The sequence below is a fragment of the Halomonas sp. A11-A genome (genome assembly GCF_003182195.1).
Taxonomy (GTDB): Bacteria; Pseudomonadota; Gammaproteobacteria; order Pseudomonadales; family Halomonadaceae; genus Halomonas; species Halomonas alkalicola.
The window spans coordinates 126,092-141,301 of the sequence record NZ_QGTM01000005.1; the positions used below are offsets into that span (position 1 = coordinate 126,092).

Annotated in this window: 14 protein-coding genes; 7 read left to right on the forward strand and 7 right to left on the reverse strand. The window is 68.4% G+C overall.

Translation table 11 applies throughout. From position 1 onward, the window contains the following. Positions 1 to 26: 26 nt before the first annotated feature. From hemW to DER72_RS06100, 7 genes are all read right to left on the reverse strand, one after another. On the reverse strand, positions 27 to 1,196 hold the full coding sequence (gene hemW / locus DER72_RS06070; RefSeq protein WP_110069105.1) for a radical SAM family heme chaperone HemW: 1,170 nt from the start codon (positions 1,194 to 1,196) through the stop codon (positions 27 to 29). After that, positions 1,193 to 1,804 (reverse strand): RdgB/HAM1 family non-canonical purine NTP pyrophosphatase, encoded by a 612-nt coding sequence (rdgB, locus tag DER72_RS06075; protein WP_110069106.1) that lies wholly within the window; start codon positions 1,802 to 1,804, stop codon positions 1,193 to 1,195. The genes hemW and rdgB overlap by 4 nt, the downstream gene beginning before the upstream one ends. A gap of 108 nt (positions 1,805 to 1,912) precedes the next feature. Beyond that, the gene (locus DER72_RS06080; protein WP_110069107.1) at positions 1,913 to 3,169 is read right to left on the reverse strand and encodes a bifunctional aminoglycoside phosphotransferase/ATP-binding protein; all 1,257 of its coding nucleotides are present in this window, start codon (positions 3,167 to 3,169) and stop codon (positions 1,913 to 1,915) included. A 48-nt stretch (positions 3,170 to 3,217) separates the two neighbouring features. Beyond that, the gene (gene hemL / locus DER72_RS06085; RefSeq protein ID WP_110069108.1) at positions 3,218 to 4,507 is read right to left on the reverse strand and encodes a glutamate-1-semialdehyde 2,1-aminomutase; all 1,290 of its coding nucleotides are present in this window, start codon (positions 4,505 to 4,507) and stop codon (positions 3,218 to 3,220) included. A gap of 108 nt (positions 4,508 to 4,615) precedes the next feature. Then, positions 4,616 to 5,470 (reverse strand): hydroxymethylpyrimidine/phosphomethylpyrimidine kinase, encoded by an 855-nt coding sequence (locus tag DER72_RS06090; RefSeq protein ID WP_110069109.1) that lies wholly within the window; start codon positions 5,468 to 5,470, stop codon positions 4,616 to 4,618. Then, complete coding sequence (gene hemJ, locus DER72_RS06095) at positions 5,470 to 5,901, reverse strand: protoporphyrinogen oxidase HemJ (protein ID WP_110069110.1); 432 nt, start codon at positions 5,899 to 5,901, stop codon at positions 5,470 to 5,472. Before hemJ ends, DER72_RS06090 begins: the two co-directional genes overlap by 1 nt. A gap of 79 nt (positions 5,902 to 5,980) precedes the next feature. Continuing rightward, positions 5,981 to 7,759 (reverse strand): chloride channel protein, encoded by a 1,779-nt coding sequence (locus tag DER72_RS06100; RefSeq protein WP_110069111.1) that lies wholly within the window; start codon positions 7,757 to 7,759, stop codon positions 5,981 to 5,983. A gap of 281 nt (positions 7,760 to 8,040) precedes the next feature. Between DER72_RS06100 and argC the strand changes: the two genes are divergently transcribed. The 7 genes from argC (at position 8,041) to rsmG (ending at position 15,198) form a co-directional block, all read left to right on the forward strand. Further along, positions 8,041 to 9,075 (forward strand): N-acetyl-gamma-glutamyl-phosphate reductase, encoded by a 1,035-nt coding sequence (gene argC, locus DER72_RS06105; RefSeq protein ID WP_110069112.1) that lies wholly within the window; start codon positions 8,041 to 8,043, stop codon positions 9,073 to 9,075. Between the two features lie 216 nt (positions 9,076 to 9,291). Next, a complete protein-coding gene (erpA, locus tag DER72_RS06110) occupies positions 9,292 to 9,645 on the forward strand; it encodes an iron-sulfur cluster insertion protein ErpA (protein ID WP_110069113.1) in 354 nt (117 codons plus the stop codon). A 124-nt stretch (positions 9,646 to 9,769) separates the two neighbouring features. Then, entirely contained in the window at positions 9,770 to 10,558 is a 789-nt protein-coding gene (locus DER72_RS06115; protein WP_110069114.1) for a transporter substrate-binding domain-containing protein, read from the forward strand. A gap of 111 nt (positions 10,559 to 10,669) precedes the next feature. Further along, positions 10,670 to 11,341: an amino acid ABC transporter permease gene (locus DER72_RS06120; protein WP_110069115.1), complete on the forward strand. Its 672-nt coding sequence runs from the start codon at positions 10,670 to 10,672 to the stop codon at positions 11,339 to 11,341. A 12-nt stretch (positions 11,342 to 11,353) separates the two neighbouring features. Next, positions 11,354 to 12,121 carry an amino acid ABC transporter ATP-binding protein gene (locus DER72_RS06125; RefSeq protein WP_110069116.1) on the forward strand — a complete coding sequence of 256 codons (768 nt, stop codon included), beginning with the start codon at positions 11,354 to 11,356 and terminating at the stop codon, positions 12,119 to 12,121. 525 nt (positions 12,122 to 12,646) lie between these two features. Continuing rightward, entirely contained in the window at positions 12,647 to 14,551 is a 1,905-nt protein-coding gene (gene mnmG, locus DER72_RS06130; RefSeq protein WP_110069117.1) for a tRNA uridine-5-carboxymethylaminomethyl(34) synthesis enzyme MnmG, read from the forward strand. Continuing rightward, a complete protein-coding gene (gene rsmG, locus DER72_RS06135) occupies positions 14,548 to 15,198 on the forward strand; it encodes a 16S rRNA (guanine(527)-N(7))-methyltransferase RsmG (protein WP_110069118.1) in 651 nt (216 codons plus the stop codon). Before mnmG ends, rsmG begins: the two co-directional genes overlap by 4 nt. The last annotated feature ends 12 nt before the right edge of the window (positions 15,199 to 15,210 follow it).

A 15,210-nucleotide genomic window follows, 5' to 3' on the forward strand; every position in this document is an offset into this window, starting at 1 on the left:
GGGCTGCGATGAGGCCGGTGGATCGGTCACTCCATGCCGATCAGCGCCAGCAATTCATTCAAGAATAATAGACCCTGAGGCGATGCCTGCAGTCGATCGGCATCTTCCACGAGAAGTCCTTTTTTACGGGCGTGGGCCAGGCGCGCCTCGAGCACGGCCGACGGGCGGCCCGTGGCGGCTCGCCAGTGCGCCAGGGAGACCCCCTCCACCAGGCGCAGCGCATTCATGGCGAACTCCAGCGGCAGCTCCTCGTCGGCAATGGGGCTATGGCCGGCGATGAATCCCCGGGGGTCGCGGGCGCGGCGCAGGTAGGCCTCCGGCTGGCGGGCCTTCCAGCGCCGCTCGATGACCAGGCCGGCGTCGCCATCGACGGCGCTCAGCTTGCCATAGGCGCCGGCGCCGATTCCCAGGTAGTCGCCGAAGCGCCAGTAGTTGAGGTTGTGTCGCGAGCGCCGCTGCGGGTGCGCGTAGGCCGAGATCTCGTAGCGCAGAAGGCCGGCCCGCTCCAGCCGTGCATGCCCCAGATCCTGGATATCCCAGAGCACCTCCTCCTCGGGGAGCCGCGGCGGCCGGGAGTGGAACTCGGTGTTGGGCTCGAGGGTGAGCTGGTACCAGGAGAGGTGCTCGGGGGCGAGCGCCAGGGCCCGCTCCAGGTCGTCCAGCGCCAGCTCGGGGGTCTGGCCCGGGAGTCCGTGCATCAGGTCGAGGTTGAGGTTGTCGAAGCCCGCCTCGCGGGCCTCGAGCACCGCGGCCTCGGCGTCCCGGCCCGAGTGGATGCGACCCAGCGCCTGCAGCTGGGCATCCTGGAAGCTCTGCACCCCCAGGGAGAGCCGGTTGATGCCCGCCTCGCGATAGCCCGCGAAGCGCCCGCGCTCCAGGGTGCCCGGGTTGGCCTCCAGGGTGATCTCGATGTCCCGGGCCATGGGCAGGCGCGCGGCGACTCCCTCCAGCAGCTGACGATAGAAGGAGGCCGACATCAGGCTCGGCGTGCCCCCGCCGATGAAGAGGCTGACCAGCTCCCGACCGGCGGCCAGCGGCAGGTCGGCATCGAGGTCGGCCAGCAGGGCCTCCAGGTACTCCCGCTCCGGCAGCGCCTGCTCGCGGCCGACGCCATGGGAGTTGAAGTCGCAGTAGGGGCACTTGCGCACGCACCAGGGCACATGCACATAGAGCGCAAGGGGCGGCAGGGCGATCATCGCGCCCCTGGGCCTTGGCCCAGCGCCTCGACCAGCGCCTGAAGGGCGCGTCCACGATGGCTCAGGCGATTCTTTTCCGCCGACGACAGCTCGGCCACGCTCATGCCCTGCTCGGGCAGCCAGAACAGCGGGTCGTAGCCGAAGCCACCCTCGCCGCGGGGATGGGCCAGGATCTCGCCCTCCCAGCTACGCTGAACGATCAGCGGCACCGGGTCCTCGGCGTGGCGCAGGTAGACCAGCACGCACCAATAGCGTCCGGTTCGCTGCCCCTCGGGCACCTCCGCCAGCCGCTCCAGCAGCCGGGCATTGTTGCGCTCATCGCTCTTCGGCTCACCGGCAAAGCGCGCCGAGTAGATCCCGGGCGCCCCGTTCAGCGCATCGACCTCCAGTCCCGAGTCATCGGCCAACGCCGGCAGGCCACTGACCCGGCTCGCCTCCCGCGCCTTGAGCAGGGCGTTCTCGACGAAGGTCAGGCCGGTCTCCTCCACCTCGGGGACATCGAAGTCGGCCTGGGGCCGCACATCGAATCCCAGCGGCGCCAGCAGCTGGTGGAACTCGCGCAGCTTTCCGGTGTTGCCGCTGGCAAGGATCAGGGGGGTCGAGGTCATGGTGAGATTCCTGACGATGGACGGCCTGCCATTCTAGGACGCCAGACGACAACAGCAAATGGCCGGCGCGGGGCATCCCCAAGGCCCCTGCTGAACGCCAGGGCTGCCTCAGCCCAGCTTCACGTGCTCCTCGATGAGGTCGACCAGCGTCTCGGCGGCGTTGTCCGCCGTGGTATCCAGGTGGACCAGGTGCAGGCGCTCCTCGTCACCGAAGGGCTCCCGTTCCGCCAGCTGATGGTCGAGCAGCGCCAGGCTGTCGGACACCTCGCCCCCCTGGCGGCGGGCACGCTTCTCGATACGCCGCCTGAGCGTGGCCTCATCCGCCTCGAAGCTGACCACCAGGCAGGGCAGGCCGCGAGCCTCGGCCTGCTGCCGCAGCAGGTCCCGCTGCCAGCGTTTCAGGCAGGTGGCATCCACGCAGGCCGGGATGCCGGCATCCAGCAGGGTGCCGGCACAGCTCGCCAGGTGGCGATAGGTACGCTCGGTGGCGGCCTCACTGAAGATATCCACAGCCGGTGCGGCTGCCGACCCCTGTGGATAGGTAATCTCCTGGGGCAGGTCGTGGAGCCGCCGCCGCTCGGCATCCGAGCAGACCCGGATCGCCCCCAGACGGCTGACCAGTCCCTCGGTGAAGCGGCTCTTGCCGCTGCCCGAGACGCCCACGGCAATCACCAGCGGCGGGAAGCGGAACTCGGCGATGCGTTCCGCCCGGGCCAGGTAGCGCCGGCACTCGGCCATGCTCTCCGCCAGCCTCGCCGGATGCTCAGGGTCCTGGTCAGGCGCTGGGCGACGCTGCAGGGCGCGACGCGCACCGCTCAAGGCGTGGCAGGTGCCGAACAACGAGAGCAGCCGCGCCTGGGGATAGTCCCCCGACAGGCGCAGGTAGCGATCCAGCGCCTGGCGAGTGAGCGCAGACTCGCCGCGCGCCTCCAGCCCCACCAGCAACGCCGCCAGGTCGCTGGCGGGATCGGCCGGCAGGTCGGCGCCCGGCGCCGCTGGATCCCGGCCGATGGCATTGGCCAGCAGGGTCCGGCCCTCATGGCACAGGCGGCTGTCGGGATGGGCCAGTGCCCAGCTGGTCACCAGGCGGTCGCGGCGGGCCTCGAGCAGGGACCCGAGGCGCACCAGGTCCTGCTCCAGCCATTCACCCAGCTGATCGAGCCGCTGGCGCTCCTCCTCGTCCAGCAGGCCCGCGCGAATGGTGGCCAGCTCCCCCTGCGCCAGCTGCACCAGGGGCAGGACGGGGTCGCCATGCGGTGCGGCCGCCTCGGGCAGGCGATGGTAGGCCACCAGGGAATCCACCAGCGATTCCAGGCTCTCGTTGGCATCACAGGCCCGGTGGGGCACAGCGGCGGAGTGGGGCATCACGAGTCTCCTGATGGGTGGTGGCAGTCGGTTTGGTGAAACGTCGCTTCAGCCCTGCTGCATGGTCACGAAGGCCTTCTCGGCGGCATCCAGGGTGCGCTGGATATCCTCCGGCGTATGGGCGCTGGACATGAAGCCCGCCTCGTAGGCCGAGGGAGCCAGGTAGACGCCTTCGTCCAGCATGGCGGTGAAGAAGCGCCGGAAGGCGTCGGCATCGCAGGCGGTGGCCTGGGCGAAGTTGTCGACGCGACTCTGGCCGGTGAAGAAGAGACCGAACATGCCACCCGCATGCTGGGTGATCATCTCCACGCCGGCGGCGCTGGCACGCTCCTTCAGGCCATGGCAGAGGGTCTCCACCCGCTGGGCCAGGGCGTCGTGGAACCCGGGCTCGCGCAGCTTGGTGAGGAGGGCGATGCCGGCGGACATCGCCAGCGGATTGCCGGAGAGGGTGCCCGCCTGATAGACGGGGCCGAGCGGCGAGATGTTGGACATGATCGTCGCGCTGCCGCCGAAGGCGCCCACCGGCATGCCGCCGCCGACGATCTTGCCGAGGCAGGTGAGATCCGGGCGGATGCCGTAATGCGCCTGGGCGCCGCCCAGCGCCACCCGGAAACCGGTCATCACCTCGTCGAAGATCAGCACGCTGTCGTTGGCATCGCAGACCCTGCGCAGGCACTCCAGGAAGCCCGGCTGCGGGGGAATGCAGTTCATGTTGCCGGCCACCGGCTCGACGATGATGCAGGCGATCTGGTCACCGATCTCTTCGAAGCACTGCTCCACGGCGTCGATGTCGTTGTAGGAGAGCGTCACCGTGTGCTCGGCCAGGGAGGCCGGCACGCCGGGGGAGCTCGGCTCGCCGTGGGTCAGCGCCCCGGAGCCCGCCTTGACCAGCAGCGAATCGGAGTGGCCATGGTAGTTGCCCTCGAACTTGACGATCTTGTCACGGCCGGTGACTCCACGGGCCAGGCGGATCGCCGACATAGTGGCCTCGGTGCCGGAGTTGACCATGCGCACCATCTCGATGGAGGGGATCATCTCGCAGATCAGGTCCGCCATGGTGGTCTCGATGGCCGTCGGGGTGCCGAAGGAGAGCCCGCGATCCAGGCGCTCCCGCACCGCCCCCAGCACGTCCGGGTCGGCATGGCCGGTGATCATCGGCCCCCAGGAGCCCACGTAGTCGACATAGCGCTTGCCCTCCACGTCGAAGAGGTAGGCGCCCTGGGCGCGCTCCATGAACACCGGCGGACGCTGCATGCCCTTGAAGGCGCGCACCGGCGAATTGACGCCGCCGGGGATGTGGCGGCAGGCCCGTTCGAAGAGCTCGGCGGATGTGGTCATAGCGTATCTCGTCCTCGAAAGCTGTGGATAATTCTCTGGATAACCTTTTCATGGCCACCCGACTGCCCCCATTCTCGGCGTTCAGGCAGGGGATGGCCAGCCCGTGGCTCACCCGGAGGCAGCCGGCTCGTCCACTCCCTTGACCGGCGTCACGGGCAGTCGCCATAGCCGGCGCGGCAACGACTGTCCCTCACCGGGCCGCCAGCCGTTGGCCAGCGCCTGCCAGGTGAAGGCCTGGGCCTGCTCGCAGGCGCCCACCAGCGACTCACCGGCGGCCAGCCGCGCCGCCAGGGCCGAGGCCAGGGTACAGCCGGAGCCGTGGTAGCGCCCTTCCAGGCGGGGCCAGCTCCATTGTCGACTCTGATCCGGCGTGTGCAGGGTATGCGCCACGCGATCACCCGGCGTGCCGGGCACCGGCGAGTCGGTGCCGGTGACCAGCACCGCCTGGCAGCCCAGGGTCATCAGCTCCACCGCCCGCTCGGTATCCTCGCCGGGCTGGGCGGAGAGCCGGGCCAGTTCGTCCCGGTTCGGGGTCAGGATATCCACCAGGGGCAGCAGCCGCTCGCGGAAGGCATCCACCAGCTCGGCTGTGGACAACTCGCGGCCACCGCCGGCCTTGAGCACCGGATCAACCACCAGCGGCACGCCGGGGAAGCGCCGCACGATGTCGGTCACCGCATCCAGACTGGCCAGGTCGGCCACCAGGCCCACCTTGATGGCGGCGACCTCGAAGTCATCCAGCGCCGCAGCGGCGGCGCGCATGATGTCGGGATCGGCGGGCACGACCCTCTGGACGTCACGGCAGTTCTGCACCGTCAGCGCGGTGGGAATGGTCAGCGCCCAGCCGCCGCAGGCGGCGATCGCCTCGGCGTCGGCGACCAGGCCGGCGCCCCCGGTGGGGTCATGGCCGGCCAGCACCAGCACCACCGGCAGATGGGGCGACAACGTCTCGGGGGTCGCCATCAGAAGGGCTTGAGCACGGCGAGGAAGATGATGATCAGCAGGGCGATCACCGGTAGCTCGTTGAACCAGCGGAAGAAGACGTGGCTCTTCGTGCAGCGCCCGTCGCGCAGCTGCTTGAGGTAGATCAGGCAGACATGGTGGTAGGCCACCAGCAGCGCCACCAGCAGCAGCTTGGCATGCAGCCACCCCTGGCTGAGCCAGAAGGGCATCAGGTAGAGCATCCAGCCCCCAAACACCAGCACCGCGATCATCGAGGGGGTCATGATGCCCCGGTAGAGCTTGCGCTCCATGACCAGGAAGTGGTCGATCGCCTGCTGCTCGCCGCGATCCCGCGCCATGGCGTGGTAGACATAGAGGCGCGGCAGATAGAAGAGGGCGGCGAACCAGGTCACCATGGCGATCAGGTGCAGGGCCTTGATCCACAGATACATGAAGACTCCTCATGGGAGAGTGGCGGGAAGGGCGCGAGCGCCAGGCAGGGCGCCACCAGGGGGAAGCCCCCCGGCAGGGCTACTCCTTGAGGGAATAGTACCGCTCGATGGCGCCCCGCGTGATGATACCGGAAATCCGCTTCTGTTTCGGGCGGTTGCCATGCTCCACGTAGAGCGCATCCACCGCCTGATCGTGGAGTCGCTCGAAGGCCTCGGAGAGGGTCGCCTGCAGGTGGATGGGCGCCAGCTCCAGGCGCAGGCCGGGAATCTCCAGCAGGTCGATGAGCGCCGCCTCTTCTCCCTCACCGTCCCCGTCCTCCGCTCGCGGCTCCGACTCGGCCTCCATCAGCCAGCGCGCCAGGTCGGCGGCCTTCAATGCCAGCACCGGCTTGTCGTCGCTGGAGCGTTCGATCAGGACCCAGATGGGGTTGCGGGTCAGCAGCGCCCGAGCGCGCTCCCGCGTCACCATGCGCGGCGTGCGCTCCAGGCTGCGCTCCATGACCGCCGGCACCGAGACCCGGGAGAGCGCCTGCATCAGCGGCTGCTGCAGCGGGTGCAGGCCATGGCGGGTCGCACTGATGAAGAAGCCGTCGCAGCGGCACAGCTGCCGCGAGGTGAGCCCGGAGACCACCACCGCCAGCATGCCGGGGAGGATGATGTTGGGATTGTGGGTCAGCTCCAGCAGGGCCATCAGCGCCGCCAGCGGCGCCTGCAGCACCGCCCCCATCATCGCCGCCATGCCGAGCATCGCATAGACCCCCGGATCGGCGCCCCGCCCGGGCCAGATCCAGCCGCCGAGCAGCCCCATCAGCGCCCCCGCCGCCGCGCCGATCACCAGCACCGGGCCGATGATGCCGATCGGAATGCCGCTGGCCACGGTGATCGCCGTCAGCAGCAGCTTGGCCACCACCAGCGCCAGCAGCACGTCCACCGCCAGGTCCCCGGTCAGCGAAGCACTCAGGCTGTCATAGCCGATGCCCTGCACCTCGGGGTACCACCAGGCCACGCCGGCGGTGGCCACGGCCACCAGCGAAAGGCGCAGCCACACCGGCAGCCCCTTGATCCATTCGCTGCGCGCCACGTGGATGAAGAGCCCCGCCAGCAGGCCGATCACCAGCGCCGTCACCACCAGCCAGGGCAGGTTGGAGAGGGAGCCCAGGCTCACCGTGGGCACCTGAAAGGCCGGCTCGGAGCCGTAGACCAGCTGGGCCACCAACGCTCCCATGGTGGAGGCCAGGATGACCGGCATGAAGCCGGCGATGGTGTACTCCATCATCACCACTTCCATGGCGAAGATGACCCCGGCGATGGGGGTATTGAAGGAGGCGGAGATACCGGCGGCGGTACCGCAGGCGACCAGCACCCGCAGGCTGTTGTGGGGCAGGCGCAGCTGCTGGCCAAGGCCGCTGGAGGCCGCCGCCCCGAGGTGGATCGCCGGCCCCTCGCGGCCGGCGGAGAGGCCGCCGAGCACCGTGACCACGCCGACCCACCACTGGTTGAGCCAGTTGCGCAGAGGAAAGCGCCCCTGGTGGTAGGTGAGCCGTTCCATCACGTGGCCAACACCCAGCTTGCGGGCCTTCTCGGGCTGGCGCCACAGGAAGACCCCGACGAGGATCACCGCCAGGATCGGCAGGACCGCGCGCACCTGGGGCGATAGCCCCTCGAAGGCCTCGGGATCGCCACCGGGCATGAAGGCCAGGGCGCCGAGGTCGATCAGCAGCCGGAAGCCGACCATGAAGCCCCCGGTGATCAGCCCCGACACCACCCCCAGCACGCAGAGCTGGGGGAGGGCGTCGACGCTGGCCAGGCGCTGGCGGAAGCCCTCCAGGCTTAAGTCCGGCAGTGAGAAACGCGGCACGGCGAGGTTCCTGTTCGTCCATTGACAGGGCCGACACACCTATCCTCGGCTATCGAGGGGCGCCGGGGACAGGTCGTAGAGGAGGTCCTATGCCAGGGATGGCATCGGTAGCGCCCAGGGAGGGGTTCACAGCGCCTCCTCGAAGACCTGTCGCCGGATCAGCCCCGAGAGACGACCTATGCCGGCAGCAGACAGGGACCGGCTGGGTCGGCCCCTGCTTTCTTGTGTATCATATTCCTCACAACCGAGCCCAGCCCAGGGCCAAGCGGAAGGAGGTCAACGTGATCAAGGTCGGAATCGTCGGTGGCACCGGGTATACCGGCGTCGAACTGCTCAGGCTGCTGGCTCAGCACCCCGAGGTGGAGGTGGAGGCCATCACCTCCCGCTCCGAGGCGGGCATGGGGGTCGCCGAGATGTACCCCAACCTGCGCGGCCACTACGACACCCTGGCCTTCAGCGAGCCGGATGCCGACCGCCTTGGCGCCTGCGACGCCGTCTTCTTCGCCACCCCCCACGGCGTGGCCCATGCCCTGGCCGGCGAACTGCTCGAGCGCGGCACCCGGGTGATCGACCTCTCCGCGGATTTCCGCCTGCGCGACGCCGCGGAGTGGGCCGAGTGGTACGGCCAGCCCCACGGCGCCCCGGCGCTGCTGGGCGAGGCGGTCTACGGCCTGCCCGAGGTCAACCGCGACAGGATCCGCCAGGCGCGCCTGATCGCCGTGCCCGGCTGCTACCCCACCGCCGTGCAGCTCGGCCTGCTGCCGCTGCTCGAGGCCGGCCTGATTGATGCCGGCCATATCATTGCCGACTGCAAGTCTGGCGTCACCGGCGCGGGCCGCGGCGCCAAGGTGCCCTCGCTGCTGGCCGAGGCCAGCGAGTCCATGAAGGCCTATGGGGCCACCGGCCACCGCCACCTGCCCGAGATCCGCCAGGGCCTGGGCGACGCCGCCGGTTCGCCGATCGGGCTCACCTTTGTGCCCCACCTGACGCCGATGATCCGCGGCATCCACGCCACCCTCTACGGCCGCCTCACCGGCGAGCCGGGCGACCTGCAGGCGCTCTTTGAGCAGCGCTTCGAAGGCGAGCCCTTCGTCGACGTGATGCCCGCCGGCAGCCACCCCGAGACCCGCAGCGTCAAGGGCGCCAACCTATGCCGCCTCGCCGTGCACCGCCCGGGCAACGGCGATACCGTGGTGGTGCTGGCGGTGATCGACAACCTGGTCAAGGGCGCCTCCGGCCAGGCGATCCAGAACCTCAACCTGATGTTCGGCTTCAACGAGAAGGCCGGCCTCGCCGCCCCGGCGCTGATGCCCTGATCCCACTCACCCGAACATTGAGGGTGCCAAGGGGAGGTCGCAGAGGAGGTCCTACGCCAGGGATGGCGTCGGTAGCGTACAAGGAGGTAATCACAGCGCCTCCTCGTAGACCTCCCCTTGGGATAGCCCGAGTGACCTGTCGAAAAGTTGACCAATTTGCTGGGGATTGGGGATAATGACCGGTCGAATTCTCCGTTTCCCCCGAGGGAGCTCTCCATGAGCGGTGCCGAATCCTTTGTTCCCACGCCCCTGCTGCTCTCCGACAGCGCCAGGACGCGGCTCCAGTCGCTGATCGAGGAGGAGGGCAACCGTCAGCTCAAGCTGCGGGTCTACGTGACCGGCGGCGGCTGCTCGGGCTTCCAGTACGGCTTCGATTTCGCCGAGGAGGTCGCCGAGGATGACACCGTCATCGAGTTCGGCGACGTCGCCCTGGTGGTCGACCCGCTCTCCTACCAGTACTTGGTAGGCTCCACCGTGGACTTCGAGGAGGGGCTGGCCGGCGCCCGCTTCCTGGTCCAGAACCCCAACGCCACCACCACCTGTGGCTGCGGCGCCTCCTTCATGGTGTGACGCCGCCTCCCCGGCGTGCGTGACACGGCGGACGTGAGAGACCCCGACTTGACGCTCTGGAGCATTCTCGCCAAGGTTGAACAGGCGAGACCCACCAGATAAAGACTCAATAACGGGGAATCTCATGAAAAGATCCGCTTGTGTTGCACCTTTCCTGAAGCAATCTGCACTGGCCGCCGCCCTGGCGCTGGGCCTCGGCGCGGCCGGTTCGGCGCTGGCCGACACGCCCCGCGTCAACGTGGTCACCGACCCCAGCTTCGTGCCCTTCGAGATGATGGATCCCGAGACCGGCGAGATGATCGGCTTCGACATGGACATCATCAACGAGGTGGCCGAGCGGGCCGGTTTCGAGATCAACCTGACTACCATGGAGTTCGCCGGCATCATCCCGGCGGTGCAGACCGGCAGCCAGGAGATCGCCATCGCCGGGATCACCATCACCGAGGAGCGCGCCCAGATCGTCGACTTCTCGGACCCCTACTACGACTCCGGCCTGCAGATCATCGTGCGTGCCGACAACGACAGCGTCGAGTCCATCGAGGATCTCGAGGGCATGTCCATCGCCACCCGCATCGGCTCCACCAGCTATGACTTCCTCCAGGCGCAGCTGGGCGATCGCGCCGACATCACCCCCTACCCGGGCAACAGCGACATGTACATGGCGCTGCTCGGCCGCAACGTGGATGCCGCCTTCTACGACGCCCCCAACGTCGCCTACTTCTCGCAGACCCGCGGCGAGGGCCGTACCAAGGTAGTAGGCCCCCTCTACGAGGGCCAGCAGTACGGCATCGTCTTCCACAAGGGCAGCCAGTGGGTCGAGCCCGTCAACGAGGCCCTGGCCGAGATGCGTGAGGATGGCACCTACGCCGAGATCTACAAGAAGTGGTTCGGTGAGGCCCCCTCGGAGGAGTGAACCGGGCGCGCCCTGAACCCTCGTCGTGACGCGACGACGAGTTGAACAGCGGGGCCGGGCGGTAGCACCTCCCGGCCCCGCCTCGTTTTCAGCCATCCCGGAGAAACGCCCGTGGACGTGACCTTTCAATTCGACTGGGCGGCGGCGTTCCGCTCCATCCCGCACCTGCTGCCCGGCATTCCCTGGACCCTGCTGATCTCCTTCGGCGGTCTGGCCATCGGCTTCGTGATCGGCATCGTCTTCGGCCTGATGCGGATCAGCCCGTCGCGCCTGCTGCGCTGGCCGGCGATCCTCTATATCGAGGTATTCCGCGGCACCCCCATCCTGGTGCAGGTGCTGTTTATCTTCTACGGCCTGCCCCAGCTGCTGGGCGGCCCCATCAACGCCCTGACCGCCGGCATCGCCGCCATCGCGGTCAACTCCGGCGCCTACATCTCGGAGGTGGTGCGCGGCGGGGTGCAGTCCATCGAACGCGGCCAGCGCGAGGCCTCGCTGTCGCTGGGGCTCTCCCGTACCCAGACCTTCCGCTACGTGATCTGGCCCCAGGCCTTTCGCCGCATGATCCCGCCCCTGGGCAACCAGGGCATCATCAGCATCAAGGACACCTCGCTGTTCTCGGTGATCGGCGTGGGCGAGCTGGTCCGCCAGGGGCAGATCTACATCGCCACGACCTTCACCGCCCTGGAGGTCTACTTCATGGTGGCCCTGATGTATCTGGCCATCACCTGGAGCCTGTCGCTGCTGCTGCGCCAGCTGGAAAAGCGCGGCCTGGTCGGACAATAGAGGGAGCCCCCCATGACACAGAATGACAAGGCGACCGCTCCCATCGTGCGCATGGAGAAGGTCAACAAGTACTTCGGCGACCTTCACGTGCTCAAGGAGATCGACCTCGAGGTGACCCCCGGCGAGGTGGTCGTGATCATCGGCGCCAGCGGCTCGGGGAAATCCACGCTGATCCGCTGCATCAACGGCCTGGAGGAGTTCCAGGCGGGCCATATCGAGGTGGACGGCAACGAGCTGACGCCCCACGGCAAGAGCAGCCGTGCGCTGCAGCGGATCCGCACCGAGGTCGGCATGGTGTTCCAGCAGTTCAACCTCTTTCCCCACCTCAGCGTGCTGGACAACGTCATCCTCGCCCCGATGAAGGTGCGCGGCTGGAGCCGCGCCGACGCCGTGGAGACCGCCGAGCGGCTGCTGGCCCGGGTCGGTATCAGCGACCAGGCCGCCAAGCACCCCAGCCAGCTCTCCGGCGGCCAGCAACAGCGCGTGGCCCTGGCCCGCGCCCTGGCCATGGAGCCACGCCTGATGCTCTTCGACGAGCCCACCTCGGCGCTGGACCCGGAGATGATCGGCGAGGTGCTCGATGCCATGCGCGAGCTGGCGCGGGAGGGCATGACCATGATCATCGTCACCCACGAGATGGGCTTCGCCCGGGAGGTCGCCGATCGGGTGATCTACATCCACAAGGGGGAGATCGCCGAGCAGGCACCGCCGGAGCAGATCTTCGACCGCCCCGCCGACGAGCGCACCCGAAGCTTCCTGGCCCGGGTCCTCAAGCACTGACATCGCCCCTTGGAACCGGAAAGCCCCTGTCGGCATCGACAGGGGCTTTTTTTCGCCTGTGGATAGAATTTTCTCCATCGAGGCCGATCAGTGCTATAGGGCCCGTGCCAGAGCGGGTCGTGGATAAGGAGGCCGGTTGTTCACAGCCGCGGGCACAAGACCGGTACCCAGCGGTGGACAAGCCGTGCAGGCCTCCCCCTGTGGGCAAGTCGCCATTCCATCCACAGGCTCGGGACGGCATGTGCGCAGGCAGTCACCCTCTTGTCCTGCCTTTTGTCAACAATGCAGTTGTTTGATAATAAAGGGATTCCATGGCTTATCCACGGAAACTGTCCACACCAGTAGTTACTACCACAACAGAACTTCTCTCTTTATATCTTGATATTTAATGTTGGGAAGGTGGTGGGTCGTGGAGCAACGGACAGCGCGTGGAAAACCCTGACGATTACCCACAGGGGGTTTATACTGCCGGGCTGATTTCATCCCCGACCGGAAGACGGCGCCGCGGCGCCAACGAGGTGCACCTTGGATTACCCTGACCGCTTTGACGTCATCGTCATCGGCGGAGGCCATGCCGGAACCGAAGCCGCCCTGGCCTCCGCCCGCATGGGCTGTCAGACCCTGCTGCTGACCCACAACATCGAGACCCTGGGGCAGATGTCCTGCAATCCCGCCATCGGTGGGATCGGCAAGAGTCATCTGGTCAAGGAGATCGATGCGCTGGGTGGCGCCATGGCCATGGCCACCGATCTCGGCGGTATCCAGTTCCGCGTGCTCAACGCCCGCAAGGGTCCCGCGGTACGGGCCACCCGGGCCCAGGCGGATCGGGTGCGCTACAAGGCGGCGATCCGCGGCATGCTGGAGAACCAGCCCAACCTGACGCTCTTCCAGCAGGCCGCCGGCGACCTGATCGTCGAGGGCGACACCGTCCGCGGCGTGGTCACCGAGACCGGGATCCGCTTCCTCGGCGAGACCGTGGTGCTGTGTACCGGCACCTTCCTCGGCGGGGTGATCCATATCGGCCTCGAGCAGAGCCGCGGCGGCCGCGCCGGCGACCCGCCCTCCAATCGTCTCGCCGAGCGCCTGCGCGCCCTGCCGTTCCGGGTCGACCGCCTCAAGACCGGCACCCCGCCCAGGCTGGATGCACGCAGCCTCGACTTCTCGGTACTCGAAGAGCAGCCCGGTGACACCCCCACCCCGGTGATGTCCTTCCTGGGCAGTCGGGCCCAGCACCCGCGCCAGGTGAGCTGCCATATCGCCCACACCAATGCGCGCACCCACGAGATCATCTTCGCCAACCTCGACCGCTCGCCGATGTACTCCGGCGTCATCGAGGGCGTCGGGCCGCGCTACTGCCCCTCCATCGAGGACAAGGTGCACCGCTTCGCCGACAAGGCGAGCCACCAGGTCTTTATCGAGCCGGAGGGGCTGGATACCCACGAGCTCTACCCCAACGGCATCTCCACCTCGCTGCCCTTCGACGTGCAGCTCGAGGTGGTGCGCTCGATCAGGGGGCTGGAGAACGCCCATATCACCCGGCCCGGCTACGCCATCGAATACGATTTCTTCGACCCGCGGGACCTGAAGCACTCGCTGGAGACGAAATTCATCCACAACCTGTTCTTCGCCGGGCAGATCAACGGCACCACCGGCTACGAGGAGGCCGGCGCCCAGGGGCTGCTGGCGGGGCTCAACGCCGCCCGGCGGGCCAAGGGGCTGGCGGCCTGGTGGCCGCGCCGCGACGAGGCCTACCTCGGGGTGCTGGTGGACGACCTGATCACCCTGGGGACGAAGGAGCCCTACCGCATGTTCACCTCCCGGGCCGAGTACCGGCTGCTGCTGCGGGAGGACAACGCCGACCTGCGCCTGACCGAGGCGGGCCGCGAGCTGGGGCTGGTGGACGAGACCCGCTGGGCCGCCTTCAGCGCCAAGCGCGAGGCGATCGACGCCGAGAGCGCCAGGCTCCGTGCCAGCTGGGTGCAGCCCGGCACGGCGGCCGCCGAGGCCGTGGCCGAGAAGACCGGCAAGGCGCTCTCCCGGGAGTACAGCCTGATGGACCTGCTCAAGCGTCCGGAGCTCGGCTATGACGATGTCGCCGCTCTGCCCGGTCTGCCGGGCGAGCCGGTGGCCGATGAAAGCGTCGCCGAGCAGGTGCAGATCCAGGCCAAGTACCAGGGCTATATCGACCGTCAGCAGGAGGAGATCGACCGGCTCAAGCGCCACGAGGCCACCCCCCTGCCGCTGGATCTCGATTACGCGCGGGTCGAGGGGCTCTCCCACGAGATTCGCCAGAAGCTCGCCGAGGCGAAGCCGGCGACCCTGGCCCAGGCCTCGCGCATCTCCGGGGTCACCCCGGCGGCGGTCTCGATCCTGCTGATCCATCTCAAGAAGCGGCGCCTGCTCGACGACCACAGGGCGGCCAGCGCATGACCCAAGCGGATGCAAGGGTCGAGGCACGTCTCGACCAGGGGCTCGAGCGGCTGGGGATCGCCGTGGACGCCGAGCAGCGTCGCCGCCTGCTGGCGCTGGTCGGCCTGTTGCACAAGTGGAACCGCGCCTATAACCTCACCGCGGTACGCTCGCCCGAGGAGATGGTCGCTCGCCACCTGCTGGACAGCGCCGCCGTGCTGCCCTTCGTGACGGGCCCCACCCTGCTCGATGTGGGGGCCGGACCCGGCTTTCCCGGCCTGGTGCTGGCGATCCTCCGGCCGGAGCTCGCCGTCAGCCTGCTCGACAGCAACGGCAAGAAGGTGCGCTTCCAGCGCCAGGCGGTGATGGAGCTGGGCCTGACCAATGTCACCCCGGTGCAGGCCCGGGTCGAGGCCTTCGAGGGGTGCTTCGACCAGGTGATCTCCCGGGCCTTCGCCAGCCTCGGCGACTTCGTCGCCCTGACGCTGCCGCTGGTGGCCCCCGGCGGCCAGTGGCTGGCCATGAAGGGCCCGGCGGTGGATGACGAACTGGCCGGCGTGCCGGAGGGCGTGGTGCCGGTCGCCCGGCACGCCCTCGAGGTGCCCTTCGAGGTCGGCAGCCGGCTGCTGGTGGTCCTCGAGCACCAGGCCGATGGCTCGCGCCCATGACAACCCGCGTTT